Source organism: Thioalkalivibrio sp. AKL12, from assembly GCF_000377925.1.
Classification (GTDB): Bacteria; Pseudomonadota; Gammaproteobacteria; order Ectothiorhodospirales; family Ectothiorhodospiraceae; genus Thioalkalivibrio; species Thioalkalivibrio versutus.
In genome coordinates this window covers 1-24899 of record NZ_KB898892.1, presented here as the reverse complement: position 1 = coordinate 24899, position 24899 = coordinate 1, and the positions used below count along the sequence as shown (strand labels likewise).

The following is a 24899-nucleotide window of genomic DNA, read 5'->3' as shown; positions in this document are numbered from 1 at the left end:
GGACGCGGCCATGCTGGTGCGCGAGGTCGAAGGCGCCCTCGCGGAGGACCTGGGCCCCGATGGTGTCGACGGCGACCTGACCGCCGCCCTGGTCCCGGCTGAACGGGTGGCGCGCGCCACGCTGCTATTGAAGGAGAGCGCGATCGTTTGTGGCCAGCCCTGGTTCGACCGCGTGTTCGCCAGCCTCGCGCCGGAGACCCGGATCGACTGGCAGGTGGCCGAAGGCACCCACGTGGAAGTGGACGACGAACCGCGCGTGATCGCCACCCTGGAAGGCCCCGCACGGGCCGTTCTGGCGGCCGAACGCGCGGCCCTCAACCTGCTCCAGACCCTCTCCGGAACGGCCACCGAGACCGCCCGCTGGGTCGCCCGCCTGGAGGGCACCGACAGCCGCATCCTCGATACCCGCAAGACCCTCCCGGGCCTGCGCCACGGGCAGAAGTACGCCGTGCGCTGCGGCGGCGGCCACAACCATCGCCTCGCCCTGTGGGATGCCGTGCTGATCAAGGAAAACCACATCGCCGCCTGCGGCTCCATCGCGGCCGCAGTGGAACGGGCCCGCACCCTGGGTGCCGGGCGCTGGGTAGAGGTCGAGACCGAGAACCTCGACGAGGTCGATCAGGCCCTGGCCGCCGGGGCCGACGTGATCATGCTCGACGAGCTGTCGATGGCAGATCTGGCCACGGCCGTCCAGCGCATTCGCGGCCGCGCGATCTCCGAGGCCTCCGGCGGGGTCACACCGGATACCCTTGCGGCCATCGCCGCCACCGGCGTGGACTACATCTCGGTCGGCGCGCTGACCAAGCACCTCCACGCCATCGACTACTCCCTGCGCCTGGACTAGCCCTACGGTTGCGATCCCCACGATTACGGGGCTCCACTCGCCGCCTGGGGCCGGGCCTGGTTCATCCACTGGTGTTTAGGAGGGCTTCGGTCCGCCGCATGCCTGGTTGTGGCTGGCCACGGTTCGCCATCCGGTGTTCACGGTGGCTGCGTCCGGCCGCCTGCCACGCGCTGACTCGCCAGCGCGCCGCGAGGTACTTCTTTGCTCGTGCAAAGAAGTACCCAAGAAACACGCCCGACTGCCGCGACCCCGGCCCGCTGCGCGGGCCGGGGTTTCCCTCGCTCCGAGGCTTTTCGCGGGCGGCGCTGAACTCGCTGCGCCTGCGGCTCCGCTCAGACATCCAGCGCCTTGAATCCCGCGAAAAGCCTCTCCACTCGGCGCGACGACAACGGGGAGGTAGGTCCAAACAACGGCTATCCCGGCGCTATGGCTAATGGATGATGGCTAGGCTTTCGGACATCTTCGGCACGCTCGGCCTTTGGCCGTTGCGTGCCGCGCCCGCGTAGCGGGCGCCGGGGCTGTTCGGGTGGCAGTGCCTATGGCTGGGCAGGAATGTCGGAGTAGCGTCGGTTTTGACTTTCTCCTCCCGTATGGAGCCCCTTGCGGAAGGGTTCTCGGGCCGGGAGAAGGCGCTGGATGTCTGAGCGAAGCCGAAGGCGCAGCGAGTTCAGCGCCGCCGGCCCGAGGGCCCTGGAGCAAGGTTCCCGGGCGGAATCCGGGGGCCCTTCTTTGGGTACTTTCTTGGGCAAGCAAGAAAGTACCTCGCGGTGCGCTCGCGAGAAAGCGCCTGGCAGGCGGCGGACCAGAGGCAAGTAAACACTGAGGATGAACCGGGACCAGCCTCCCGGGTCAGCGCCGGACAGAGCCCACCGTAAACACCCGAGGAAGAACCGGGCCCGGCCTGTGCGCCACGCAGCACACACGCCGAGTGCGCCATGGGGCCTGGAAGGACGGGAGGCTAGTTCTGCGAGGCGGGCGGGAGCTGGATGAAGCGTTCGCGGTACAGGCGCAGTTCGTCGATGGAATCGCGGATATCCTGCATGGCCTGGTGCGACGCGTTCTTGCGCAACTGCGCGATCACGTCCGGCGCCCAGCGCCGCGCCAGCTCCTTCAAGGTGGAGACATCCAGATTGCGGTAGTGGAAGTACTGCTCCAACTCCGGCATCAGGCGCGCCATGAAGCGCCGGTCCTGGCAGATGGAATTGCCACACATCGGCGAGGCCCCCTTCGGCACATACTGCGCCAGGAACTCCAGGGTCGCCTGCTCCGCATCGCGGGTGTCCGACGAGCTGTTGCGCACCCGTTCGATCAGCCCCGATGTTCCATGGGTGCGCTGGTTCCATTCGTCCATCCCCTCCAGCACCTCGGCCGGCTGGTACAGGGCAATGACTGGCCCTTCGGCCAGGATGTTAAGGTCCTTGTCGGTGACGATGGTCGCCACCTCCAGGATCCGGTCGGTTTGCGGCTCCAGACCGGTCATCTCGAGATCGATCCAGATCAGGTTTTCGGCATTCACGGCCATGTCGCGTACTCCTTCGCGGGGAGGCCGTCGTGTGACGACCACGGCCCTTTCATATGCCGCAGGAGTCTATCATCATGGTTGCGGGGCCTGTGGCCCCGGACTCCAACCCCCGTGATCAGGAGGGAACAATGCGACATACCAACGCACGTATTGCCGCCGGCACTGCCGCGCTGGCCCTGAGCCTTGGCGGCGCGAACATCGCGCTGGCGGATGACATCCGCATGGGACAGGAGCTGCACAGCGACAACTGCATCAGCTGTCACGCCGACATGGTCGGAGGCGATGGCTCCGACCTCTACACGCGATCAAACCGCATGGTCGGCTCGCACGACGAACTGGTGGCCCAGGTTAACAACTGCAACGTGAATCTCGGCACCAACTGGTTCGACGACGAGGTCAATGCCGTGGTCGCCTACCTCAACGCGGAGTACTACCAGTTCGATGACTGATCTGAAGACCAAGCACTGCCAGTCCTGCGAAGGCTTTACCAACCCGATGCCACGGGACGATGCCCAGCGCGCCCTGGGACAGCTGCACGATGCCTGGGGTATCGACGAAACCGGCAAGAGTATCCAGCGCAGCTTCAAGTTCAAGAACTTCCACGAGACCATGGCGTTCGTGAACGCCGTCGCCTGGATCGCGCATGGCGAGGATCATCACCCCGACATGGCGGTCGGCTTCAACCGCTGTGCGGTGGAGTTCTCGACCCATGCCATCGGCGGGCTGAGCGAGAATGACTTTATCTGTGCCGCGCGCGTCGATGCCCTGTTCGACTAACCCTTCCCGCCACGGCCGAGTACGAGCTTGACGCAGATCGCCCGGGTCTTCGCCCGCCACAACCAGATGGCCGACATCGCGGGGGCCGACGAGCCCCCGCGTCGGTTACGCCTGCACCGCCGCTTCCGCGACCTCGCCTGCGGCGACCTGGTCGAGCTGGATGCCACCGGCGACGAGGTGGCCCGCCAGCTGGATCGCAACAACGTGCTCGTGCGTCGCGACGGCTTCGGCCGGCGCAAGGTCATCGCGGCCAATATCGACTGCGTGTGGATTGTGATCGCGCCGGAACCGGCACCCTCGCGCAACCTGATCGACCGCTTTCTGGTGGCAATCCTCAACCTGCCTGCCCGCCCCCGCCTGCTGATCAACAAGCAGGACGAGGGGCCCGCGGCCCGGCCCGAGTGGCTGGACGCCTACCGCCAGCTGGACCTGGATCCGCTATTCGTCAGCGCCAAAAGCGGGTTCGGACTGGACGACCTGGCGGCGGCTGCGGCCGGCCAGACCAACATCCTGGTCGGGCAGTCCGGTGTCGGAAAGTCCTCGCTGGTCGCCGCGCTGCTCGAGCAGTACGGGATCGTCGACGCGATCGCGCCAACCACGGGCGACCTGGCCGCCTCCGGCGAGGGACGCCACACCACGGTCACCGCCCAGTGGTTTCCACTGGCCAACGGCGGCGCCTGGATTGACTCGCCCGGCGTGCGCGATTTCACGCCCGAAATCCCGTCCCTGGACACCCTGGAGCGCGGCTTCCCGGACATCGCGGAGCGCGGTGATCAATGCCGCTTCCGTGACTGCCGCCACCAGAGCGAGCCCGGTTGTGCGGTACTGGCCGCGATCGAGGCCGGCGAACTCCCCGCCGCACGCCTGCAGGCCTGGCACGCCCTCGCCGCCGAGATCCCCGCCCAGAACCGCGCGCGCGGGTAACTTTTCCTCGACGAAGCGCACGAAGAACACCCAGGGTTACCAAGCGATTAACGGGAAGGGGAAGCCTGGACGAAGAAAGGCATTGGCAACCGCGTGTTCGGTGGCGCCCCGCAACGATCCGTGCGAGTCAACGAATTCCAGTCGGGATTTCTTCCAACCTCCCAATGCCCTGTGAATCGCTTTTCCAGCGCTTCTTCGTGCCTTCGTGTACGTCGTGGTTGCGCCAGACGAACTCGGGGAGGCCGCACGGTGGCGTGCAGTGAGAGTTGCGGCGAAACGTGTGGCAGGTTGTCGCGGCCGGGGGGCCGGGATCAGAAGGTCAGGCCCATCTCGACGCCGATGACCGAGGAGGCCGGCTCGCGGCTCACGCCTTCGAACTCGAGGCGATCGGCCAGCCAGTTATCCGCGGAGTTCAGCGAATAGTCGTCGTAGTACAGGCTCAGGGACAGCTCGGACTGGTTCTGCAGACGCAGGCGGCCATCCAGGCTCAGGTAACCGGCGGTGCGGCCCGTCTCGCGACTGCGATCACCGTAGCCGAAGCCCAGATCCCGATCCTCGCTGGACAGGGGCTGGCGCACGCCCACTCGGAACTGGCTGTCGAAACGCCCGGAGGCGAAGGTCGGCCCGAAGCTGAAATCGGTGAAGTACGCGGTGGACTCACCGGACGGCCCGAGTTCGTTCCAGTCCGGACGCGTCTCCATGCCCACCCCAAGATTCAGGCCGTAGCCGAAGCCCCCACCCAGTTCCTGGTGATAGCCACCCACCGCCTCGAACAGGCGTGTCCCGCCAAAGGCATTGTCGGCCTCGTCCAGGGCCGAGGCATCGCCGGTACTGCGCACCGACAAGCGGTAGCGCGATTCGGTGTCGCGACCCGTTTCCGGCTCGTCGCGCAACGTCACCCCCGCCCCACCGATCCCCTGGGTCTGGGGTGGCGCAACCAGCGAGTAACGGTCGGCGGCGCTGGCAGCGCCCGTGCCCAGTGCGAGACCCGCAACCACCAGCGAAACCACGAACCAGCCCGAGCGCCACGCGCGCGCACGAAGCGGCCGCAGGCATTGTGCCTGCGGCCGCTTCAGGGCTGCACCGTTCGATCCTTGTCGCGTCACACCAGCAATCCGTGTTGTCGTTCCTGGTCGCTAGCCGGGGGGCCAGCTCAGTGCACGCCCAGCGAGGACATGCATGTGTATATGGTAGACCGTTTGCCCACCGTGGTCGTTGCAATTCATCACGGTTCGATAACCGTTCTCCGCAAATCCACGATCGCGTGCGATCTCCGCCGCGGCCCGGGCCATCTGCCCGATCACCGGGGCCTCCGCAGCGCTCAAATCGTTCAGCGTGGCAATGTGCGTTTTCGGGATCACCAGCACATGTTCGGGCGCCTGCGGGTTCAGATCCTCGAAGGCCAGCACCGCGTCGTCCTCGAACACCACCCGGGCCGGGATCTCGCCCGCCACGATCTTGCAGAACACGCAATCCGTCATGCCGCTACTCCTGTATCGAAATATTACCACGCATCAATATTCGCGCCGACCCGAAAGTGCATGCGCCAGGGTGCCGGCATCGATGTACTCCAGCTCGCCGCCGCTGGGGATACCCTGGGCGATACGCGTGGTACGAATCCCGTGACGTGCGGCCATCTCCGCGAGGTAATGCGCAGTCACCTCGCCCTCTACCGACGTGTTCGTCGCCAGGATCAGCTCCTCCACACCCTCCGCCTGCAAGCGGGCCTCCAGTCGGTCGAGCCCCAGCTCCTCCGGGCCAATCCCGTCCAGCGGCGACAACCGGCCCAGCAAAACGTGAAAGCGACCGCCGAAATCCGTGGCCGACTCGATCGCCAGCACGTCGCCGGGGCTCTCTACCACGCAAACCACCCGCGAATCGCGCTCCGGGTCCGCGCAGCGCGAACAGGTCTCGGCCGAGGTCAGCGTGCGGCATACCGAGCAATGCCCGATGCGCGCCACGGCCTCGTCCACCGCCCGCGACAGGCGCCGCGCGCCCTCGCGGTCGCGCTCCAGCAAGTGCAGCGCCATGCGCCGCGCCGACTTCGCCCCGACCCCGGGGAGGCAGCGCAGCGCCTGGACCAGCTCGTCCAGTTCCGCTTCCATCAGGCGCGCCCGCTCCGCCGGTTCAGAACGGCAGCTTCATGCCGGCCGGCAGGCCCATGCCCTCGGTCAGGCTGCCCATGCGCTCCTGCGTGGTGGACTCGACCTTCTGCACCGCATCGTTAATCGCGGCTGCCACCAGGTCTTCGAGCATGTCGCGATCATCGTCGAACAGGCTGGGGTCGATCTTCACGCGGCGCGCGGCGTACTTGCCGGTCAACACCACGCTGACCAGCCCGCCGCCGGCCTGGCCCTCGATCTCCATCTCGGCCAGCTCGGCCTGCACCTTCTGCATGTCTTCCTGCATCTTCTGGGCCTGCTTCATCAGGCCACCCATGCCACCTTTCATCATCGGTTCGATCTCCTGCCCCGCACAAAGGCGGGTTTGTCCGTATTCGACGGGTTAGCGCGGGGCCGACGACGCGTCGCCCGCGGAGTTGTCTTCGTTGGTTTCGCGAATGCGCACCGCGCCCAGTTCGGCGCCAAATTCCTGCCCCAGGGCCTGAACCACCGGGTCCTCGCGCATGGTCGTCTCGGCGCTAGCCTGACGCTCTGCCGAGGCGGCCGCAAGCCGCGCCGCGGGCGTCGTCTCCGACGGTTCGGACTGGTTGACGATCTCCAGGCGCAGCGAGTGGCCCAGCGTCTTCTCCAGCGCTTCCTTCAGGCGGGTCCTGGCCCGGTCGGTACATAACGTACCCGGAGCCACCGCAATCACCACGCACTCCTGATCATGCTTGCGCAGCTCCGCGTGCAGGGCGAGTTCGCGCACCGTCCCCATGGGCAGACCCTCGGCAAAACGGTGCCAGTCGAACATCCCGTCTGCGGCCACGGCAGGTGCCACCGGTTCCGCCGTCGAAGATGCCGCCGGCGTGGCCTGTCGCGGCGACGACTCGCGGTGCGTGGGCTCATCGGCGTGCACCGGCGGTGTGGGTGCCTCCCGCGGAGGTGGCGGCTCGCTCACCCGCTCGCGGGGCGGCGGCGAGTTTTCACCACTGCGCGAGGCCGCCTGCGCGGCCGGTTTCGGCACGGCCGGTTCGATTGCAGCGGGTTGCACCGCGGGTGCGGCATTACGGGAGGGCGCGGCGCGCGGCGCAGACGCTTCCCTGCGCACCGTGGCCGGCCGGCGTTCGGCCTGGCCCTCGTCCTCCCCAGACCCCGGGGCTGGCTCCGGGCGAAAGGCCAGCAGGCGCAGCAAGGTCATCTCCACGCCCATGCGCGCGTCCGGCGCGTAGGGCAGATCACGCACCCCGTGGATCAGGATCTGATAGGTCAGCTGAATCGTTTCCGGGTCGACCCGGCCGGCGGCCTCGTGTGCCCAGACCAGCGCCTCCTCGCCCGCCGCCGGTGTGGCACCGGCCACCTGCTGCACCGCCACCTGGTGCACCAGCGCGGCGAGCTCGTCCAGCAGGCGCGACCAGTCGGGTCCCAGCGTCTCCAGCTCCGCCAGCCCCGCCAGCAGGGCCGGGCCGTCCCCGGCAAACACCGCATCCAGCAGCGCGGCCAGTCGCGTGCGCGGGAGCAATCCAAGCATGTCGCAGGCGTCGGATTCGCTCAGACGGTCGCCGCCATAGGCAATCGCCTGGTCGGTCAGACTCAGGGCATCGCGCATCGAGCCCTCAGCCGCCTCGCCCAGACGCAGCAGCGCACCCGGCTCCGCCTCGACGCCTTCGGCGGCCAGGATCCGGGTCAGGTGCTCGGCGATCATCGCCGGCGGCATCGGTTTCAGGTTGAACTGCAGGCAGCGCGACAGCACGGTGACCGGCAGCTTCTGCGGATCGGTCGTCGCCAGCAGGAACTTCACGTGTTCCGGCGGCTCCTCCAGGGTCTTCAACAGGGCGTTGAAGCTCTTCTCCGAGAGCATGTGTACCTCGTCGATCAGGTACACCTTGAAGCGCCCGGTAGTCGGGGCATAGGAGACGTTGTCCAGCAGCTCGCGGGTATCGTCCACCCGGGTGCGCGAGGCGGCATCCACTTCGATCAAGTCGAGGTGACGACCCTCGGCGATCTCCACGCAGGAACGGCACTCGCCGCAGGGCGTGGCCGTCACGCCGGTCTCGCAGTTGAGACAGCGCGCAAGAATCCGGGCAATGGAGGTCTTGCCCACCCCGCGGGTACCGGCAAACAGGTAGGCGTGGTGCAGGCGTTCGCCGCTCAGGGCATTGGCCAGGGCGCGCACCACATGCGGCTGCCCGACCAGGTCCTCGAAGCGCGAGGGGCGCCACTTGCGGGCCAGAACCTGGTGACTCATGCCTCCCCCGTCAGTGGAGTCTGTTGCGTGCCCGGGTGCGGGGCAATCACCGCAGGAATCTGGGCCGCAAGGAAAAGGGTGGTGGCCCGCACCCGCCACACCCCGGCGCCCGACGCAGCTGCTACCGTTGCTCCCTTCCGGGCCTGGCGGGGTTCACAACCTGTCGTCGCGAGGGGACTGATACGGACCACCATAACGCGGACCGCGATTCGGGCTTTCCGAATCCGGGCGGCAAGCTTCCGCATTTCCGGCGGACGCGTCAACCTTGAGACGCCACCAAGGGCCGGAACTGACGATAGCCCAAAACTAACAACCGTATAGAGAACGAAAACTGGATCAATGAGAGGCCAGCCCTTATCTTGAGTCTCGCAGTCGGGCATCGCCTCGACCGAACCCAAATCTTCTTTCTGGTCTACTGCAATTAACACCCAAACAGGAGTACGAAACATGGAACTCGAAAATCGCGAAGGTCAGCGCGTCCCGGAAGTCACCTTCCGCTGCCGCAAGGACAACGACTGGAATGACGTCCGCAGCGAAGACCTGTTCAAGGGTCGCAACGTGGTCGTGTTCGCCCTGCCGGGCGCATTCACCCCGACCTGCTCGTCCGCCCACGTGCCGCGTTACAACGAGCTGGCACCGGTGCTCAAGCAGCATGGCATCGACGAGATCGTCTGCATCTCGGTCAACGACGGCTTCGTGATGGAAGCCTGGCAGGCCGATCAGCAGGCCGACCGGGTGACCTTCATCGCCGACGGTAACGGCGAATTCACCGAACAGATGGGCATGCTGGTCGACAAGAGCGACCTTGGCTTTGGTCACCGCTCCTGGCGCTACTCCATGCTGGTGCGCGACGGCGTGATCGAGAAGCAGTTCATCGAGCCGGACGAGCCGGGCGACCCCTTCGTCGTCTCCGACGCCGACACGATGCTCGCCCACGTCGCCCCGGACGCGGCCTGCCCCGAAGACGTGGTGGTCTTCACCAAGCCGGGCTGCCCGTACTGCGCCAGCGCCAAGGAGATGCTGGAGAACGCCGGTCTCGACTACGAGGAGATCGTGCTGGGTCGCGACGCCAGCCTGCGCAGCCTGCGGGCAGCTACCGGTGCGATGACCGTGCCGCAGGTGTTCGTCGGCGGGCACCGCATCGGCGGCGCGGAAGATCTGCAGGAGTGGATCTCCCGCGAGAAAAAGGCGGCGTAACTCGTCACCACCACCCGGGGCGGGTCCACGGCCCGCCCCGGATGGCCATCTGCTCCCACAGGTGGCCATCCGTGTCCGGACGTCGAATCCGGACGGACGTCCGGACACGGATGGCAAACCCTGACGACCGTAACGACGGCGGTCGTTATGCGAAACTTCGACTAAACCCAACGTTGACCGAATCCTTCGAGGAACCGACATGGAACACTACGACATCATCGTGATCGGCGGCGGCAGCGGCGGCCTGGCCGTTGCGGAACGTGCCGCCCCGCACGGCGCCCGCGTCGCCGTGTTCGATCCCAAGCCCCTGGGCGGCACCTGCGTGAACGAGGGCTGCGTCCCGAAAAAGCTCACCTGGTACGCCGCGGAGCACCTGTCGCACGCCCGCGAGGCCGGCGAGTTCGGTGTGGACGTCGAGATCAAGGGCATCCGCTATGCCGACCTGGCGAACAAACGCCAGGCAATGCTGAAGGACCTGAACAACTTCTGGTCCGGGCACCTGGAGAAGCTGGGCGTGACCCACATCCCGGAACGCGCCCGCCTGGCCGACAAGAACAAGGTGGTCAGTGACAGCGGCACCGAGTACACCGCCGAGCGCATCGTGTTGGCCATGGGTGGCGCCCCGCTGGTACCGCCGCTCGAGGGCGCCGAGCTGGGTGCCACCTCCGACGACTTCTTCGAGTGGACCGAGCTGCCGGAATCCATCGCCGTAATCGGCGGAGGCTACATCGGGCTGGAAATGGCCGGCATGCTGCGCTCCATGGGTGTGAAGACCGACGTGGTCGCCATGGAGGACCGCGTGCTGGAGATCGCCGACCCGATGATCTCGCAGACGTTGGACCAGCACATGGAGCACCAGGGCATCGGCCGCCATCTGGGCATGAAGGCCGCGGGTCTGGGCGGCAAGCCCGGCGCGGTCACCGTCAAACTGGAAGGCGGCAAGGAACTGGGCCCGTACGAGAAGGTGCTGTGGGCCGTCGGCCGCAAGCCGGCCACCCAGGACATGGGCCTGGAAGAGGTCGGCGTCGAGATCGCCCGCGGCGGCACCATCCCGGTAGACGAGTGGCAGGCGACCAACGTCGAGGGCATCTACGCCCTGGGCGATATCATCGGCAAGGGGCCGCTGACCCCCGTGGCCATCGCCGCCGGTCGCCGCCTGGCCGCGCACTGGTATGCCCCGGAGACGAATCCCGTGCCGGTGGACTACGACCAGATCCCCACGGTCACCTTTACGCACCCGACCGCGGGCATGGTGGGCCTGACCGAGCCGCAGGCAGTGGAGAAGCACGGAGACAAGGTGCGTATCTACGAAACCCAGTTCGGCGGCCTGAACCGCGCCTTCGCCGAGGGCGAGGTGCCGCCGGTGGCAATGAAGCTGGTCTGCGCCGGGGACGACGAAAAGGTGGTGGGCATCCACATGATCGGCGCCAATGTCGACGAGATGCTGCAGGGTTTCGCGGTGGCCGTGCGCATGGGCGCGACCAAGCGCGACCTGGACCTGACCATCCCGCTGCACCCGACCAGCGCCGAGGAACTGGTCACCCTGAAGGAAGGCCGCCCGGGCCGCCAGGAAGGCATCGCCAAGGCCGCCTGAGGGGCGCCGCGCCCGCACCACGCAAAAACCGCCCCGGGGAACTCCACCGGGGCGGCTTCACCAGCTTTCCTCGCGGGGCCTCTGTGCCCGCTTGTTCAGGCCCGTGTGACCAGGATCGCTAGCCGACCGATGCGGTGAACGCGTCGACCTTGGGAGACGCTATCGAAGGCACGGCGTTTTTATTCGGCACGAATCAGAATGTAAAATTTACTGACTACCCTAAGACGCCCGCGATTCTCCCGAAACACCCGGGATCAGCAAAGAAACATGCGTGGTTCATGTTCGATCACTTGGAAACCGCGCGCACCCGCGGAACCGAAAAAGGCTGATGGGCGAGCCGCCATCCGCTCATGGCAACCCACCCACCAGCCTTTTGTTTCCTGATCGCGGTGTCCGATTGAACGAATGCCTTGCCAAAACGGCTCAGGCACATGGCGCACTTGATCAATCCATATCGCGCGCCGGACCCTCCTCGTCGAACTCGTCGTCATACCCCTGGGGACTGCGTCCGCCGTCTTGCGGCTCGTCCTCGCGCAGGTCCTCAACCCAGCCACGCAGGTCGTCCTCCACATCTTCGACGGTCTCGTCGACCGCCTCGCCGGCCTCCTCCGCCGGACCCGAGTCGGAACACGCGGCCAGCAGCCCTGCAGCCACCAGCAACAGGGCCATCCGGTACAGCGGAAAGCCCGCGAAACCGATCCCACCCTTACGGGTCCTGTGGGTTTTTCGCATTGCGCCAGTCATCTCGCGTTTCTCCATGGGTTGTCTCGGACACTCGGCACTCGGCCCGCAAAACCCCAATGCACTACCTATCGAACATGCGAATTGAATCGCCACTCTTGCCACCACCCGGACGTTATCCTGAAGGGGTTAAAACGCGTCGATCAGCACGCTCAGTTTGTCCCTCCCCAAGCGATCCAGTCTTGAATTGCATTCCAGAACTGAGAACGAGTTCGCCAAGCACAATCAAAGCATAGACCCAGAACACGAAATCCGGCCTACACTTGATCATTCAATAGATTTGCAAGGAGTGACATCATGCTGGGATGGGCATTGCTATTCCTGATCGTTGCGATCGTCGCGGGCGCGCTGGGGCTGAGCGGGATTGCCGGGGCCCCACGCAAATCGCCTGGATCCTGTTTGTCGTGGGCCTGATCCTGGCGGTGGTGTTCTTCGTCACCGGCAGGCGCCCCCCGGTGTAACGAAGGCTTGCTGACGACCGGGGCGAATGCGAACAGGTCGGCATTCGCCCCCGTTACGCCGCGGGCCGGTGTAACGAGAAGAAACACGCACGTTACGCAACGTAACGCACGGAACAGACCGCTTGGCCACAACCTGCTGATTCGCGGGGGCCAAAGAATTGGCGTGCAACTTGCAGTAGCCCCCCGAGACGTGAACACCATCACTTTGGGGATGCCGCTACCGCCATGTCCGACGCGCTCGACAGCACCCGGGAGTTCCTCGGCGCCCACGCCCCGTTCGACCAGCTCGAGACGGATGCGCTGGAGTTCCTGCTGCCCCGCCTGGAGAGCCGCTTCTACGCGCGTGGCGCGCGCATCACCGACCCCGAGGCCGGTCCGGCCCAGCGTTTCCACATCATCCGCCAGGGCCGCATCCGCGGCGAGACCCCGAGCGAGGACGAACAGCTCTCCGGCAAGGCCTGGGAGCTGATCCCCGGCGAATGCTTCCCGATCGGCGCCCTCCTCGGCCGCCGCGCGGTACATACCGTGCATCGCGCGGCGGAGGACACCGTCTGCCTGGAACTGAGTCTGGAGGACTTCGACCGCCTGCGCGCCCGTTCGCGGGTCTTTAACGACTTCTGCACGCGCCGCCTGGCCAACCTGCTGGACCGCCTGCAGCAGGGCCTGGACACCCTGTCCGCCCGCGACGGTGGCGCCGGACAACTCAATACGCCGCTGGTCTTGCGCCTGGCGCGCAGCCCGGTTACCTGCCGCCCGGACACCCGGCTGCGCGAGGTCCTGACCACCATGCGCGACGAGCGGGTCGGCTCCATCGTCGCGGTCGACGACAACCAGCGGCCGGTGGGCATCTTCACCCTGCATGACCTGCTCTCGCGCGTGGCGCTTGCGGATGTCGACCTCGACACCCCGGTCGCGGCCGTGATGACCCCCGACCCGGTGGCGCTGGAGGAAAGCACCCCGGGCTTCGAGGGTATCGAGGCGATGACCGAGCACGGGATGACCCACCTGTGTGTGGTGCGCGACGGCCGCCTGGTCGGCGTGCTGGGCGAGCGCGACCTGCTGACCAGTCAGCCGCTGACCCTGGACGGTCTGGTGCGCGCGATCCGCCGCGCCGACTCTGTCACCGCCGTCGCCGAGCGCCTGCGCCAGGTGCCACGCCTGATCGAGGCCGTGGCCGGCCAGGGAGCAGAAGCCGATCAGGTCCTGCGCCTGATCACGCGTCTCAACGAACACGCCACCCGCCGGGTGCTGGCCCTGTTGCGGCCGCAGCACGAGGCCATCGAGGGCATCGACTTCACTTGGCTGGCGTTCGGCTCCCAGGCGCGCGAGGAGCAGGCCCTGGTCACGGACCAGGACAACGGCATCCTGTTCGACGCCGAGGCCAGCGACGCGGACGCGATCCGCGAGCGCCTGCTGCCGTACGCGAAGGACGTGAACCAGGCGCTGGCCGAGTGCGGGTTCATGCTGTGCCCCGGCAACATCATGGCCGGCAACCCGGAGTGCTGCCTGAGCGGCCCGGAGTGGGATCAGCGTTTCACCCGCTGGATCGAGCAGGGCACGCCGGAGCACCTGCTCAAGAGCAGCATCTTCTTCGATCTGCGCGCGGTGGACGGCGATGCCGGACCCGTCGAGGCGCTGCGCACCCGCCTGCTGCAGAAGACCGCCTTCAACAGCCGCTTCCGCCGCCAGATGGCCGCCAACCAGCAGATGTTCCGCCCACCGCTGGGTCTGTTCGGCGAGATCAAGAGCGGGTCCAACGGGATCGATATCAAGAAACAGGGGCTCACGCCCTTCGTCGACGGCGCACGGGTGATCGCGCTGGCGGCCGAGTTGCCGGCCACACGCACCCACGAACGTCTGGACCAGGCCGTTGCGGCCGACGTAATGCGCGCCGCCGATGCCCAGGACTACCACGCCGCACTGCGCTACCTGCAGATGCTGCGCCTGCGCGCCCAGCAAAAGGCGCTGCGCGAGGGACGCGACGACGACAACCGAATCCGGCCGGAAGAGCTGGGTGCCCTGGAGGGACGGGTGCTCAAGGAGAGTTTCCGGCAGGCCCGCAAGCTGCAGGGACAGCTTGAGGTGCAATACCAGCTGTGATGGAACACGGCAAACAACAAAACCTTACGAGAGGAGCATCGTCATGTCACAAGAAGACCTGAGCCGGCAGGCCTACTGGCGGGCGCATCTGCGTCTGCTGGGTATCTGCCTGGCCATCTGGTTCCTGGTGTCGTTCGTGCTGGGCATTCTGGTCTCCCAGCCGCTGAACGCGTTCCAGCTGGGGGGCTATCCGCTGGGCTTCTGGTTCGCGCAACAGGGCTCGATCTACACCTTCATCATCCTGATCTTCGTTTATGCCTGGCGCATGAACGTCCTGGATCGCAAGTTCAACGTCCACGAGGAGTAAGCCTGTCATGGATCAACAGACTCTAAGCCTGCTCGTGGTCGGGGCGACCTTCGCCCTGTACATCGGCATCGCCATCTGGGCGCGCGCCGGTTCGACCAGCGAGTTCTACGTCGCCGGGCGCGGCATTAACCCGATCGCCAACGGCATGGCCACGGCCGCGGACTGGATGTCCGCCGCGTCGTTCATCTCCATGGCCGGCCTGATCGCGTTCCTCGGCTTCACCGGGGGTGCGTACCTGATGGGCTGGACCGGCGGCTACGTGCTGATGGCACTGCTGCTGGCCCCGTACCTGCGCAAGTTCGGGAAATTCACGGTGCCGGAATTCATCGGTGACCGCTTCTACTCGAAGACCGCACGCATTATCGCGGTGATCTCCCTGATCGTGATGTCCGTGACCTACGTGATCGGGCAGATGCGCGGAGTCGGGATCGCCTTCTCCAACATCCTGGAAGTACCACTGGCCACCGGCCTGATCGCCGGCATGACCGTGGTGTTCATCTACGCCGTGCTCGGCGGGATGAAAGGCATCACCTACACCCAGATCGCGCAGTACGTGATCATGATCTTTGCCTACACGGTGCCGGCGATCTTCATTGCCATCACCCTGACCGGCAATCCGGTCCCGCAGCTGGGACTGGGCTCCACCCTGCAGGGGACGGATACCTACCTGCTGGAGGCGCTGGACCAGACCATGGTCGATCTGGGCTTCCACGCCTACACCGAAGTGGGCGGCATGAGCATGCTCAACATGTTCCTGCTGACGCTGGCGCTGATGATCGGTACCGCGGGCCTGCCGCACGTGATCATCCGCTTCTTCACCGTTCCGCGCGTGCGTGATGCCCGCAAGTCCGCCGGCTGGGCGCTGGTGTTCATCGGCATCCTCTACACCACTGCCCCGGCAGTCGGCGCGATGGCCATCTGGAACCTGGTGAACACCGTCCACCCGGGCGAGATCGGCACCGAAGAGGGGCATCTGGCCCATGCGGACCGGCCGGCGTGGATGGAGCGCTGGGAACAGACCGGCCTGCTCGCCTTCGAGGACAAGAACGACGACGGCGTGATCCAGTACTACAACGACGGCAACGAAGAGTTCGCGGCTTTCGCCGAAGAGGAATACGGCTGGGAAGGTTCCGAGATCGTCACCCTCGACCGCGACATCATGGTGCTGGCCAACCCCGAGATCGCCGGGCTTCCGGGCTGGGTCATCGCACTGGTCGCAGCGGGCGGTATCGCCGCCGCACTGTCGACCGCAGCGGGACTGCTGCTGGCCATTGCGTCGGCCATCTCGCATGACTTGCTGAAGGGCGTGTTCATGCCAAGGATCAGCGAGAAGAGAGAGCTCATGGCCGGACGTATCGCCATGGGTGTCGCCATCCTGTTCGCCGGTTATCTGGGGCTGAATCCACCCGGCTTCGCGGCCGAGGTGGTGGCACTGGCCTTCGGTCTCGCCGCGGCCTCGCTGTTCCCGACCCTGATGATGGGCATCTTCATGAAGAAGATGAACAAGGAAGGCGCGATCGCCGGCATGCTGGTGGGGCTGCTGACCACCCTTCTGTACATCTTCACGTACAAGGGCTGGTTCTTCTTCTCCGGCACCGCCATGCTCCCGGACAACCCGGACGGCTGGCTGCTGGGCGTGAACCCGACCGGCTTCGGCGCCATCGGCGCGGTCTTCAACTTCGTCACCGCCTACATCGTGATGAAGCTGACCAAGGAGCCGCCGAAGGACATCCAGGATCTGGTGGAAAGCGTGCGCGTACCGCGTACCGAAGGCTGATGGACGGTCCCGCCATGACCAACATGGCGGGACCCCTGCCACCATGACTGGATGGTCATTCGACAGGAGAAAAGACGGGGTCGGCTCGGGTGCACCGGGTCGGCCCCTTTTATCTGGCACAGTGTTTGTGGGCCAAGCGGCAATCGACCCCACCCCGGGCGATTGCCGGTTGCCCCACCCCACACGGACCCACGCATGAACGGCGAACTCGAAGAGATCCGCGAGTTTCTCGACCACTGCCCCGATCTGGCCCCCCTGCCAAAGGCCAGCCGGGATGCCTTTCTGCGCCAGCTCACTCTGCGCTACCTGCGTGAGGGCACCAGCTTTCCCCCGGACGCCGAACCCGGCCTGTGGATCGTGCGCACCGGCACGCTGGAGATCCGCGACGCGCAGGACACCCTGCACGACCGCCTGGGCGAGGGCGATCTGGTGCACATCCCCAACACCCCGGCGCGCCCGCTGGGCCCGGTCACCGAGGACGCCCTGGTCTACCACCTGCCGCTGGATCGCGCCCTTGAGCTGGCCGCGCGCGACGACACCATCGCCCAGTTCCTCGACGCCGACGCCCCGCGCCCACTGGCCACCGACCGCACAACACAGGGCGGGCACGGGGACCGCAGCCTGCTAACCACGCCAGTGCGCGCCCTGATGACCTGCGACCCGATACTGGCGGTCAGCACGCTCAGCCTGCGCGAGGCCGCGCGCCTGATGGACCGCGGCGACATTTCCGCGCTGCTGCTGCACACGCCCGAGCGCCCGGGCGAACCCTGCGGCATCCTCACCGACACCGACCTGCGCCGTGCGGTCGCCAACGGCGTGGACCCCGGCCAGCCCGTTGCCGAATCCATGGCCAGCCCGCTGACCACGGTTGAGCGCGGCACCCCCGCCTTCGAGGCCCTGCTGCGCATGGCGCGCCACGACATCCACCACCTCCCAGTCGTCCACGAGGCCGACGGGACCCTGGCCGGCATCCTCTCCAGCACCGACCTGATCCGCCACCAGGGCACCAGCGCCATCTACCTGGTGCGCGACCTGCGCCGTGCCGACGACCTTGCCGGCCTGCAGGGCGTAATGCAGGCCCTGCCCCAGTTGCAGGTGCGACTGGTGGAGGCCGGCGCCGACGCCGCCCAACTCACCCAGACTGTTACCACGGTGATCGACACACTCACCCAGCGCCTGATCGAGCTGGACGAACGCGACCGCGGCCCGGCCCCCTGCGCCTTTGCCTGGCTTGCGAGCGGCAGCCAGGGCCGCCACGAGCAGACCGTGTTCACTGACCAGGACACCGCTCTCATCATTGCCGATGACGCCTCGCCGGACGTCGACGTCTGGTTCGCGGAGCTTGCCCGCGGGGTAACCGCCGGCCTCGACGCCTGCGGCATCCGCGCCTGCCCCGGCGATGTCGATCCCACCCATCCCGACTGGCGCCGACCCGCGGCTGCCTGGGCGCGCGAGATGGAACGCGTGCTGCACCACCCGGCCCCACGCGATGCGATGCTGGCCACCCACTATCTCGACATGCGCGTGATCCACGGTGCGGCCGAACTGTTCGAACCATTACGCCAACAGGCATTGGAGGTTGGTGCGCGCCACGAAGCCCTGCTGAGCACCCTGGCCGACCAGGCGCGCAACCTGCCCCCGCCGCTCGGCTTCTTCCGCCAGTTCGTGCTGGAGGACAGCGGCGCACACGCCGACACCCTCGACCTGAAGATGCGTGGGCTGCTGCCGATCGTCGCCATGGCACGGGTCTTTGCCCTGCACGCCGGCAGCGCGGCACGCAGCACGGTGGAACGCCTGAGCGCCGCGGCCCGGGCGGGGGTTATCAACGAGAGCACGGCCGACAACCTGGCCGATGCCTGGCTGTACATCGCTAACCTGCGCGCCCGCCATCAGGCTCGCCAGATCCGCAACGGCCAGCCCCCGGACAACGCGCTGGACCCGGCCGGACTGTCCACCCTGGAGCGCAGTCACCTGAAGACCGCCTTCCGCCTGGTGAACGACGCCCGCAAGACGGCCCTCTGATGGTCTGCCCTCTGCACGCTGCCGCATGGCTCCGCCCGCCTGGCCACTGGCGCTTCTGCCGCGCCCGGCGTCGGGCTGCGCGCCGCGCCCCGCCGGGCCCGCTGCGCGAGCTCCTCGAGGCCCCCATGCCGCCCGCCGGCCAGCCGGTGGCCGCCAGCCGCTTTCTCGCAGTGGATCTGGAAACCACCGGCCTGGACCCGGAACACGACCGCATCCTGAGCATGGGCTGGGTGGCGATGGAGGGCCCGCGCATCGACCTCGCCACCGCGGACCAGCGCCTGGTGCGCGCCGAAGGGCCCGTGCCGGAGGCCAGCGCCGTCATCCACCGCATCACCGATCAGCGCGCCGCCGGCGGGGTACCGCTGGACGAGGCCCTGAACGCCCTGTTCCACGCGCTCGCCGGGCGCGTCATGGTGGCGCACCACGCGGCCCTGGAGATCGGCTTCCTCGAGCAGGCCTGCCAGCGCCTGTACGGCGTGCGCGCCCCGCTGGCCATCGTGGACACGCTGCGCCTGGCGGAGACGGCCCTGCGCCGCGCCGGCCAGCCGATCCCGGCCCACGGGCTGCGCCTGCATACCCTGCGCGCGCGCTACAACCTGCCGGCCTATCGCGCGCACGACGCGTTGTTCGACGCCATCGCCGCGGGCGAACTGTTCGCCGCGCTGCTGAGCCGGCAATCGCCGGACGGAAAACTGCCACTGGGGCGCGTGCTGTTCCGCCCCGCGTGGCTCTGGTAAGCGCGGCCAGCGCCCGGTTCGCATGCTATCCTCGCACCCACCAAAGGGGCTGGCGGTTGGCCACTCCCATACCCCATACCCCATACCAAAAACCGATCTGGAGGCCCTGATGAGTGACAACATCGAGTCCACCCTCACCGAGACGCGCCACTTTGCGCCGCCGGCGGAGTTCACCGAAAACGCCCGCCTGAAGCCGGCCGATCTCGAGGCCCTGCACCAGAAGGCCGAGGCCGACTACGAGGGCTTCTGGTGCGATCTCGCGCGCGAGAAGATCGACTGGAAGACCGAGTTCACCCAGGGTCTCGACGAGTCCAAGGCGCCGCATTACCAGTGGTTCGCCGACGGGCGCATGAACGTCTCCTACAACTGCATCGACCGCCACCTGGAAGTCCGCGGCAACAAGACCGCGATCGTCTTCGAGGCGGAGAACGGCGACACCCGCCACCTCACCTACCGTGACCTCTACAACGAGGTCGGCAAGCTCGCCAACGCCCTCAAGGGCATGGGCGTGGTGAAGGGTGACCGCGTCATCATCTACATGCCGATGAACGCCGAGGCCGTGATCGCCATGCAGGCCTGTGCCCGCATCGGCGCGATCCACTCGGTGGTGTTCGGCGGCTTCTCCGCGGACGCCCTGCGGGACCGCGTGGTGGACTCCGGCTCCAAGGTCGTGATCACCGCCGACGGCGGCGAGCGCGGCGGCAAGGTCGTGGGGCTCAAGGCCAACGTCGACAAGGCGCTGGACTCCAACCCGGGCGACGTCGAGAAAGTGGTCGTCTGCAAGCGCGCCGGCAACGACGTCACCATGCACACCGACCGCGACGTCTGGTGGGAAGACGCCGTGGACGGCGAATCCGTCGACTGCGAGCCGGAATGGGTGGAGGCCGAACACCCGCTGTTTCTGCTCTACACCTCCGGCTCCACCGGCAAGCCCAAGGGCATCCAGCATTCCAGTGCCGGCTACCTGCTGGGCGCGATCGTCACTAACGAGTGGGTGTTCGACCTGCAGGGCAACGACGTCTACTGGTGCACCGCGGATGTCGGCTGGATCACCGGCCACACCTATGTCGCCTACGGCCCGCTGGCCGTGGGTGCCACCCAGGTGGTCTACGAGGGTACCCCGACCGTGCCCGACGCCGGGCGCTGGTGGAAGATGTGCCAGGACCACGGCGTGACCGTGTTCTACACCGCCCCCACCGCTATCCGCGCGCTGATGAAGGCCGGACCGGACCTGCCCAAGCAGTACGACCTGTCCAAGCTGCGCCTTCTGGGCACGGTCGGCGAACCGATCAACCCCGAGGCCTGGATGTGGTACTACACCACCGTCGGCGAAGAACGCTGCCCGATCGTCGATACCTGGTGGCAGACGGAGACCGGCGCCAACATGATCGCCCCGATCCCGGGCGCGACCACGCTGGTCCCCGGCTCCTGCACCCAGGCCCTTCCCGGCATTGCGGCCGACGTGGTGGACGAGGACGGCAAGAGCCTGGGCGCCGACGAGGGCGGCTACCTGGTCATCAAGAAGCCCTGGCCGCACATGCTGCGCACCGTCTGGGGCGACGACCAGCGCTACAAGGACACCTACTGGCCCAAGTTCGGCGGCAAGTACTACCTGGCCGGCGACTCCGCGCGCCGCGACTCCGAGGGCAACTTCTGGATCATGGGGCGCATCGATGACGTGCTGAACGTCTCCGGCCACCGCATGGGCACCATGGAGGTCGAATCCGCTCTGGTCGCGCACAAGGCGGTCGCCGAGGCCGCCGTGGTCGGCCGCCCGCATGACGTGAAGGGCGAGGCCATCGTCGCCTTCGTGATCCTGCAGGGCGATCGCCTGACCGGCGACGAGGCCGAGGAGATGGTCAAGGAACTGCGCAACTGGGTCGCCGACCAGATCGGCCCGATCGCCAAGCCGGACGACATCCGCTTTGCCGACGGCCTGCCCAAGACCCGCTCCGGCAAGATCATGCGCCGCCTGCTGCGCTCCATCGCCAAGGGCGAGGAGATCACCTCCGACACCTCCACGCTGGAGAACGAGGCCGTCATCCCGCAGCTCCAGGGCAAGGCCTGAGCCCCGGGCCGGGGCCCCGCGCCCCGGCCTCTTCCGTCCCTCCGCTCCTCTCCGCGTCATTGCGAGGAGCCGAAGGCGACGCGGCAATCTCCGTCCGTAACCACCGGAATCTGACCACTCGCGCAGTGCCAGCATCAGGAGATTACTCGCTGCGCTCGCCCTTCGGGCCGGCCTTTGGCCGTTCAACGCAGCTTCGCTGCTTTTGTGCTTCGTCGCTGTGCTCCTCGCAATGACGGGGCGGGGGTTATCATTCGCACTCACAACCCCTCCCCGGCACCATCACCGGCAAACCCCAGGCCCCACAACGCATGAGCACCCACCACTCCGGCACTCCAAAGGACCACCCCCAGGCCCCGCGCCTGCGCGTGCTGCTGGGCGAGGTCACGGCCATGGGCCCGGGCAAGGCCATGCTGCTGGAGGCCATCCGCGACAAGGGCTCGATCTCCGCGGCCGCGCGCAGCGTCGGCATGTCGTACCGCCGCGCCTGGGACCTCGTCGAGACCATGAACCAGAGCTTCCGCGAGCCCATGGTGGCCACCGCCAAGGGCGGCTCCGGCGGCGGCGGGGCCCAGGTCACCGCCTTCGGCGAGACCGTACTGGCACGCTACCGCGACATGGAACGCCAGGCCTGCGAGGCCCTGCGCGACGAGCTGCACGCCTTCGCCGAGTTCCTCGCCGACGACCCCAAGCCGTAAACCCGACCCCAGTCTTGACTGGGTCTCCCCCGGCCCCGCATCATTGCGCCTACCGATATGCAAACTGAAATATAACGAAACGCATATCCACCCAGACAAGAACCTCGTCACTGCGAGGAGCAGCGCGACGAAGCAGTATCCCAACGGAACCACCCGAGCCCAACAAGACCCAGCCACAGGGAAGACCCACACCATGCACCTGCGCGCCCTGCTCCTGACCCTGCTCCTCCTACTACCCGGCCTGGCCACCGCCAACGGCCCGCTGACCATCGCCGCCGCCTCCGACCTGCGCTTCGCCCTGGACGAGATCCTGGATACCTACCGCGAGGCATACCCGGACGACGCGGTACGCGTCACCTACGGCTCCTCCGGCCGCATGACCACGCAGATCATGAACGGCGCCCCCTACGACGTCTTCTTCTCCGCCGATATCGCCTACCCACAGAAGCTGCGCGCCGAGGGCCACGCGGTGACCGAGCCGGAGGTCTACGCCATCGGCCGCATCGTGCTGTGGAGCAACCGCATGGATGCCTCGGAAATGACACTGGAAGACCTGCTACGCGACGACATCCGCCGCGTCGCCATCGCCTCCCCAACCCACGCCCCCTACGGCGTGCGCGCGATGGAGGCGCTCAAGTCCGTCGGCATCTGGGACGACCTGCAACCGAAGATCGTCAACGGTGACAACATCGCCCAGACCGCGCGCATGATCCAGGCGGGTGGCGCGAAGATCGGCATCATCGCGCTTTCACTGGCCGAGTTCCCGGACCTGGCCCAGCACAACTACCACCTAATCGACGACGCCCTGCACGAACCCCTCACCCAGGGCTTCATCATCACCCGGCGCGGTGAACACAACGACACGGCGCACCGCTTCTCGGAGTACATGAACGGCGATACCGCACGCGACATCATGCGCCGCTACGGCTTCGTGATGCCCGGCGAAGCACTCCCCGAAGACGAACCCGCCGACACGGCCACGGCAACCCCGTAACCGGCCATGTTCGAGCTGAGCCCCACGGACTGGATGGCGATCGAGGTCACCCTCAAGCTGGCGATCTACACCACGCTGATCCTGCTGGTGATCGCCACCCCCATCGCCTGGTGGCTGGCCAACGGCCGCGCCCCCGGCGGCCTGCGCACCACGGTCCAGGCACTGGTCGCCCTGCCGCTGGTCCTGCCGCCCACCGTGCTCGGCTTCTATCTGCTGGTCCTGCTGGGCCCGGCCGGCCCGGTCGGCAGCACGCTGGAGAACCTGGGCCTGAACCACCTGGCGTTCACCTTCCAGGGCATCCTGATCGCCTCGGTGATCTACTCCCTGCCCTTCGCCGTGCAGCCCCTGCAGCAGGCCTTCGCCAACCTCGGCCGCCGGCCGACCGAGATCGCCGGCTCGCTGGGCGCCGGGCGCATGGACCGCTTCTTTACCGTGATCCTGCCGATGTCGCGTGGCGGCTTCATCGTCGCCGCCACGCTCGCCTTCGCCCACACCCTCGGCGAATTCGGCGTGATCCTGATGCTCGGCGGCGCCATCCCCGGCGAGACCCAGGTGCTGTCCATCCTGATCTACGACCACGCCGAGGCGATGGACTTCGCCTCCGCGCATCGCCTGTCGCTCGGGCTGCTCATCTTCGCCTTCGTGGTGCTGTTCGTGGTCTACGCCATCAACCGCCGCTTCGACACGGTGCGCCTGTGAACCTGTCGCCTTCCCGTAAATTCGGTCCATTGAAAACTGGAGGTCTCCGGGCACACTAGAGCCAAAGGAGGCCGAGATGCGCAAGAGTCGGTTTACGGAGAGTCAGATTGTTCAGACGCTGAAGCAGGTCGAAGGCGGCCGGAAGGTGAAGGACGTCTGTCGGGAGATCGGGGTCTCTGAGGCGACCTACTACCAGTGGAAGTCGAAGTACGGTGGCATGGAGGCTGCGGACGTCCGACGGCTGAAGGAGCTGGAGGACGAGAACAACCGGCTCAAACGGATGTATGCCGAGCTGGCCCTGGAGAACACGGCCCTGAAGGACGTGATCACAAAAAAGCTCTGAGCCCGGACGATAAGCGCCGTGTGGTCACTGCGTTGACGCAGGACCACGGGCTGAGTCAGCGCCGGGCCTGTCAGGCGGCAGGGGTTGCGCGGTCGGTGGTGCGATACCGCAAGCAACCGGACCGGGACGATGCGGTGATCGCGCTACTGCAGGAGTTGGTGGAGCGCTATCCGGAGCGGGGCTTTGGCAAGCTGTTCAAGCTAATCCGGCGTCGGGGCATGCCCTGGAACCACAAGCGGGTCTGGCGCGTGTACTGCGCCCTGAAGCTGAACCTGCGGCGCAAGGGCAAGCGCCGTTTGCCACCACGGGAGCCACGGCCCCTGGCGTCGACCGAAGCCCCGAACGTGGGCTGGTCAGCGGACTTCATGTCGGATGCGCTATGGGACGGACGGCGCTTCCGCACCTTCAACGTCGTGGATGACTTCAACCGGGAAGCGCTGGCCGTGGAGATCGATCTGAATCTGCCCGCACCCCGTGTGATCCGGGTGCTGGAGCGTATTGCCGCCTGGCGGGGCTATCCGCAGCAGCTCCGGCTCGATAATGGCCCCGAGTTCGTCTCGGCCGCGATCGCCGACTGGGCCGACCAGCGCGGCGTGGAACTGAGCTTCATCCAGCCGGGCAAACCGATGCAGAACGGCTTCATCGAACGGTTCAACGGCAGCTACCGCCGCGGGGTCCTGGACCTCTACGTCTTCCGAACGCTGACCGAAGTCCGGGAACACACCGAGCAGTGGCTGCAGGACTACA

At 66.9% G+C, this 24899-nt stretch carries 23 protein-coding genes, 1 other RNA gene and 2 pseudogenes; 18 read left to right on the top strand and 8 right to left on the bottom strand.

Annotated elements, in window-relative coordinates:
• Positions 1-10 precede the first annotated feature (10 nt).
• Positions 11-844: a carboxylating nicotinate-nucleotide diphosphorylase gene (gene nadC, locus D579_RS0103805; protein ID WP_018176406.1), complete on the top strand. Its 834-nt coding sequence runs from the start codon at positions 11-13 to the stop codon at positions 842-844.
• A 437-nt stretch (positions 845-1281) separates the two neighbouring features.
• A pseudogene (locus D579_RS15285) lies at positions 1282-1488 on the top strand (hypothetical protein).
• A gap of 314 nt (positions 1489-1802) precedes the next feature.
• Here the strand turns inward: D579_RS15285 and orn are convergent.
• Positions 1803-2366: an oligoribonuclease gene (gene orn, locus D579_RS0103800; RefSeq protein WP_018951159.1), complete on the bottom strand. Its 564-nt coding sequence runs from the start codon at positions 2364-2366 to the stop codon at positions 1803-1805.
• A 128-nt stretch (positions 2367-2494) separates the two neighbouring features.
• Here orn and D579_RS0103795 point away from each other — a divergent pair, with 128 nt between their 5' ends.
• The 3 genes from D579_RS0103795 to rsgA are packed head-to-tail and all read left to right on the top strand — an operon-like array spanning position 2495 to position 4067.
• A complete protein-coding gene (locus tag D579_RS0103795; RefSeq protein WP_018169367.1) occupies positions 2495-2815 on the top strand; it encodes a cytochrome c in 321 nt (106 codons plus the stop codon).
• The gene (locus D579_RS0103790; protein WP_018169366.1) at positions 2808-3143 is read left to right on the top strand and encodes a 4a-hydroxytetrahydrobiopterin dehydratase; all 336 of its coding nucleotides are present in this window, start codon (positions 2808-2810) and stop codon (positions 3141-3143) included. The genes D579_RS0103795 and D579_RS0103790 overlap by 8 nt, the downstream gene beginning before the upstream one ends.
• A gap of 27 nt (positions 3144-3170) precedes the next feature.
• Positions 3171-4067 (top strand): ribosome small subunit-dependent GTPase A, encoded by an 897-nt coding sequence (gene rsgA, locus D579_RS0103785; protein ID WP_018951158.1) that lies wholly within the window; start codon positions 3171-3173, stop codon positions 4065-4067.
• Between the two features lie 311 nt (positions 4068-4378).
• Here rsgA and D579_RS0103780 read toward each other — a convergent pair whose 3' ends face one another.
• The 6 genes from D579_RS0103780 to ffs form a co-directional block, all read right to left on the bottom strand.
• Positions 4379-5173, bottom strand: a complete 795-nt coding sequence (locus tag D579_RS0103780; protein WP_018951157.1) for a hypothetical protein — start codon at positions 5171-5173, stop codon at positions 4379-4381.
• 30 nt (positions 5174-5203) lie between these two features.
• On the bottom strand, positions 5204-5548 hold the full coding sequence (locus D579_RS0103775) for a histidine triad nucleotide-binding protein (protein WP_018169363.1): 345 nt from the start codon (positions 5546-5548) through the stop codon (positions 5204-5206).
• Between the two features lie 33 nt (positions 5549-5581).
• A complete protein-coding gene (gene recR / locus D579_RS0103770) occupies positions 5582-6172 on the bottom strand; it encodes a recombination mediator RecR (protein WP_018146145.1) in 591 nt (196 codons plus the stop codon).
• Positions 6173-6194: 22 nt separating this feature from the next.
• Positions 6195-6521 carry a YbaB/EbfC family nucleoid-associated protein gene (locus D579_RS0103765; protein ID WP_018146146.1) on the bottom strand — a complete coding sequence of 109 codons (327 nt, stop codon included), beginning with the start codon at positions 6519-6521 and terminating at the stop codon, positions 6195-6197.
• A 51-nt stretch (positions 6522-6572) separates the two neighbouring features.
• Positions 6573-8417: a DNA polymerase III subunit gamma/tau gene (gene dnaX, locus D579_RS0103760; protein WP_018951156.1), complete on the bottom strand. Its 1845-nt coding sequence runs from the start codon at positions 8415-8417 to the stop codon at positions 6573-6575.
• 86 nt (positions 8418-8503) lie between these two features.
• Positions 8504-8600, bottom strand: an RNA gene (ffs, locus tag D579_RS14565) — signal recognition particle sRNA small type.
• A gap of 264 nt (positions 8601-8864) precedes the next feature.
• On the opposite strand from ffs, the gene D579_RS0103755 reads away from it, so the two are divergent.
• Both D579_RS0103755 and gorA read left to right on the top strand, forming a co-directional pair.
• Positions 8865-9614, top strand: coding sequence for a glutathione peroxidase (locus D579_RS0103755; protein ID WP_018169361.1), 750 nt, complete (start codon positions 8865-8867; stop codon positions 9612-9614).
• 199 nt (positions 9615-9813) lie between these two features.
• A complete protein-coding gene (gene gorA, locus D579_RS0103750; protein WP_018951155.1) occupies positions 9814-11208 on the top strand; it encodes a glutathione-disulfide reductase in 1395 nt (464 codons plus the stop codon).
• A 444-nt stretch (positions 11209-11652) separates the two neighbouring features.
• Here the strand turns inward: gorA and D579_RS14170 are convergent, their stop codons facing one another.
• Positions 11653-11940, bottom strand: coding sequence for a hypothetical protein (locus tag D579_RS14170; RefSeq protein ID WP_081621682.1), 288 nt, complete (start codon positions 11938-11940; stop codon positions 11653-11655).
• Between the two features lie 306 nt (positions 11941-12246).
• Between D579_RS14170 and D579_RS14560 the strand changes: the two are divergent.
• The 11 genes and pseudogenes from D579_RS14560 to D579_RS14555 form a co-directional block, all read left to right on the top strand.
• Positions 12247-12410, top strand: a pseudogene (locus tag D579_RS14560) (DUF1328 domain-containing protein).
• 225 nt (positions 12411-12635) lie between these two features.
• Positions 12636-14510: a DUF294 nucleotidyltransferase-like domain-containing protein gene (locus D579_RS0103735; protein WP_018951153.1), complete on the top strand. Its 1875-nt coding sequence runs from the start codon at positions 12636-12638 to the stop codon at positions 14508-14510.
• 43 nt (positions 14511-14553) lie between these two features.
• Positions 14554-14817, top strand: coding sequence for a DUF4212 domain-containing protein (locus D579_RS0103730; RefSeq protein ID WP_018146154.1), 264 nt, complete (start codon positions 14554-14556; stop codon positions 14815-14817).
• Between the two features lie 7 nt (positions 14818-14824).
• Positions 14825-16594, top strand: a complete 1770-nt coding sequence (locus tag D579_RS0103725) for a sodium:solute symporter family protein (protein ID WP_018169356.1) — start codon at positions 14825-14827, stop codon at positions 16592-16594.
• 195 nt (positions 16595-16789) lie between these two features.
• Positions 16790-18616 (top strand): putative nucleotidyltransferase substrate binding domain-containing protein, encoded by a 1827-nt coding sequence (locus tag D579_RS0103720; RefSeq protein ID WP_018951152.1) that lies wholly within the window; start codon positions 16790-16792, stop codon positions 18614-18616.
• A 125-nt stretch (positions 18617-18741) separates the two neighbouring features.
• Complete coding sequence (locus tag D579_RS0103715; RefSeq protein ID WP_018938430.1) at positions 18742-19353, top strand: 3'-5' exonuclease; 612 nt, start codon at positions 18742-18744, stop codon at positions 19351-19353.
• A gap of 109 nt (positions 19354-19462) precedes the next feature.
• Positions 19463-21421: an acetate--CoA ligase gene (gene acs / locus D579_RS0103710; RefSeq protein WP_018951151.1), complete on the top strand. Its 1959-nt coding sequence runs from the start codon at positions 19463-19465 to the stop codon at positions 21419-21421.
• 308 nt (positions 21422-21729) lie between these two features.
• Positions 21730-22116 (top strand): winged helix-turn-helix domain-containing protein, encoded by a 387-nt coding sequence (locus D579_RS0103705; protein WP_018948718.1) that lies wholly within the window; start codon positions 21730-21732, stop codon positions 22114-22116.
• Positions 22117-22309: 193 nt separating this feature from the next.
• Positions 22310-23110 (top strand): molybdate ABC transporter substrate-binding protein, encoded by an 801-nt coding sequence (modA, locus tag D579_RS0103700; protein WP_018951150.1) that lies wholly within the window; start codon positions 22310-22312, stop codon positions 23108-23110.
• Between the two features lie 6 nt (positions 23111-23116).
• Entirely contained in the window at positions 23117-23809 is a 693-nt protein-coding gene (gene modB, locus D579_RS0103695; RefSeq protein ID WP_018951149.1) for a molybdate ABC transporter permease subunit, read from the top strand.
• Positions 23810-23885: 76 nt separating this feature from the next.
• A protein-coding gene (locus D579_RS14555) for an IS3 family transposase (RefSeq protein WP_155985596.1) occupies positions 23886-24899 on the top strand; the annotation gives its coding sequence in 2 pieces (ribosomal slippage) (positions 23886-24138 and positions 24138-24899; 1015 coding nt annotated over the 2 pieces). This gene is flagged as partial in the annotation.

Coding starts and splice junctions, on each gene's coding strand:
- nadC (WP_018176406.1), top strand. CDS start 11: ATGCTGGTGCGCGAGGTCGAAGGCGCCCTCGCGGAGGACCTGGGCCCC.
- orn (WP_018951159.1), bottom strand. CDS start 2,366: ATGGCCGTGAATGCCGAAAACCTGATCTGGATCGATCTCGAGATGACC.
- D579_RS0103795 (WP_018169367.1), top strand. CDS start 2,495: ATGCGACATACCAACGCACGTATTGCCGCCGGCACTGCCGCGCTGGCC.
- D579_RS0103790 (WP_018169366.1), top strand. CDS start 2,808: ATGACTGATCTGAAGACCAAGCACTGCCAGTCCTGCGAAGGCTTTACC.
- D579_RS0103775 (WP_018169363.1), bottom strand. CDS start 5,548: ATGACGGATTGCGTGTTCTGCAAGATCGTGGCGGGCGAGATCCCGGCC.
- recR (WP_018146145.1), bottom strand. CDS start 6,172: ATGGAAGCGGAACTGGACGAGCTGGTCCAGGCGCTGCGCTGCCTCCCC.
- D579_RS0103765 (WP_018146146.1), bottom strand. CDS start 6,521: ATGATGAAAGGTGGCATGGGTGGCCTGATGAAGCAGGCCCAGAAGATG.
- dnaX (WP_018951156.1), bottom strand. CDS start 8,417: ATGAGTCACCAGGTTCTGGCCCGCAAGTGGCGCCCCTCGCGCTTCGAG.
- D579_RS0103755 (WP_018169361.1), top strand. CDS start 8,865: ATGGAACTCGAAAATCGCGAAGGTCAGCGCGTCCCGGAAGTCACCTTC.
- gorA (WP_018951155.1), top strand. CDS start 9,814: ATGGAACACTACGACATCATCGTGATCGGCGGCGGCAGCGGCGGCCTG.
- D579_RS14170 (WP_081621682.1), bottom strand. CDS start 11,940: ATGCGAAAAACCCACAGGACCCGTAAGGGTGGGATCGGTTTCGCGGGC.
- D579_RS0103735 (WP_018951153.1), top strand. CDS start 12,636: ATGTCCGACGCGCTCGACAGCACCCGGGAGTTCCTCGGCGCCCACGCC.
- D579_RS0103730 (WP_018146154.1), top strand. CDS start 14,554: ATGTCACAAGAAGACCTGAGCCGGCAGGCCTACTGGCGGGCGCATCTG.
- D579_RS0103725 (WP_018169356.1), top strand. CDS start 14,825: ATGGATCAACAGACTCTAAGCCTGCTCGTGGTCGGGGCGACCTTCGCC.
- D579_RS0103720 (WP_018951152.1), top strand. CDS start 16,790: ATGAACGGCGAACTCGAAGAGATCCGCGAGTTTCTCGACCACTGCCCC.
- D579_RS0103715 (WP_018938430.1), top strand. CDS start 18,742: ATGCCGCCCGCCGGCCAGCCGGTGGCCGCCAGCCGCTTTCTCGCAGTG.
- acs (WP_018951151.1), top strand. CDS start 19,463: ATGAGTGACAACATCGAGTCCACCCTCACCGAGACGCGCCACTTTGCG.
- D579_RS0103705 (WP_018948718.1), top strand. CDS start 21,730: ATGAGCACCCACCACTCCGGCACTCCAAAGGACCACCCCCAGGCCCCG.
- modA (WP_018951150.1), top strand. CDS start 22,310: ATGCACCTGCGCGCCCTGCTCCTGACCCTGCTCCTCCTACTACCCGGC.
- modB (WP_018951149.1), top strand. CDS start 23,117: ATGTTCGAGCTGAGCCCCACGGACTGGATGGCGATCGAGGTCACCCTC.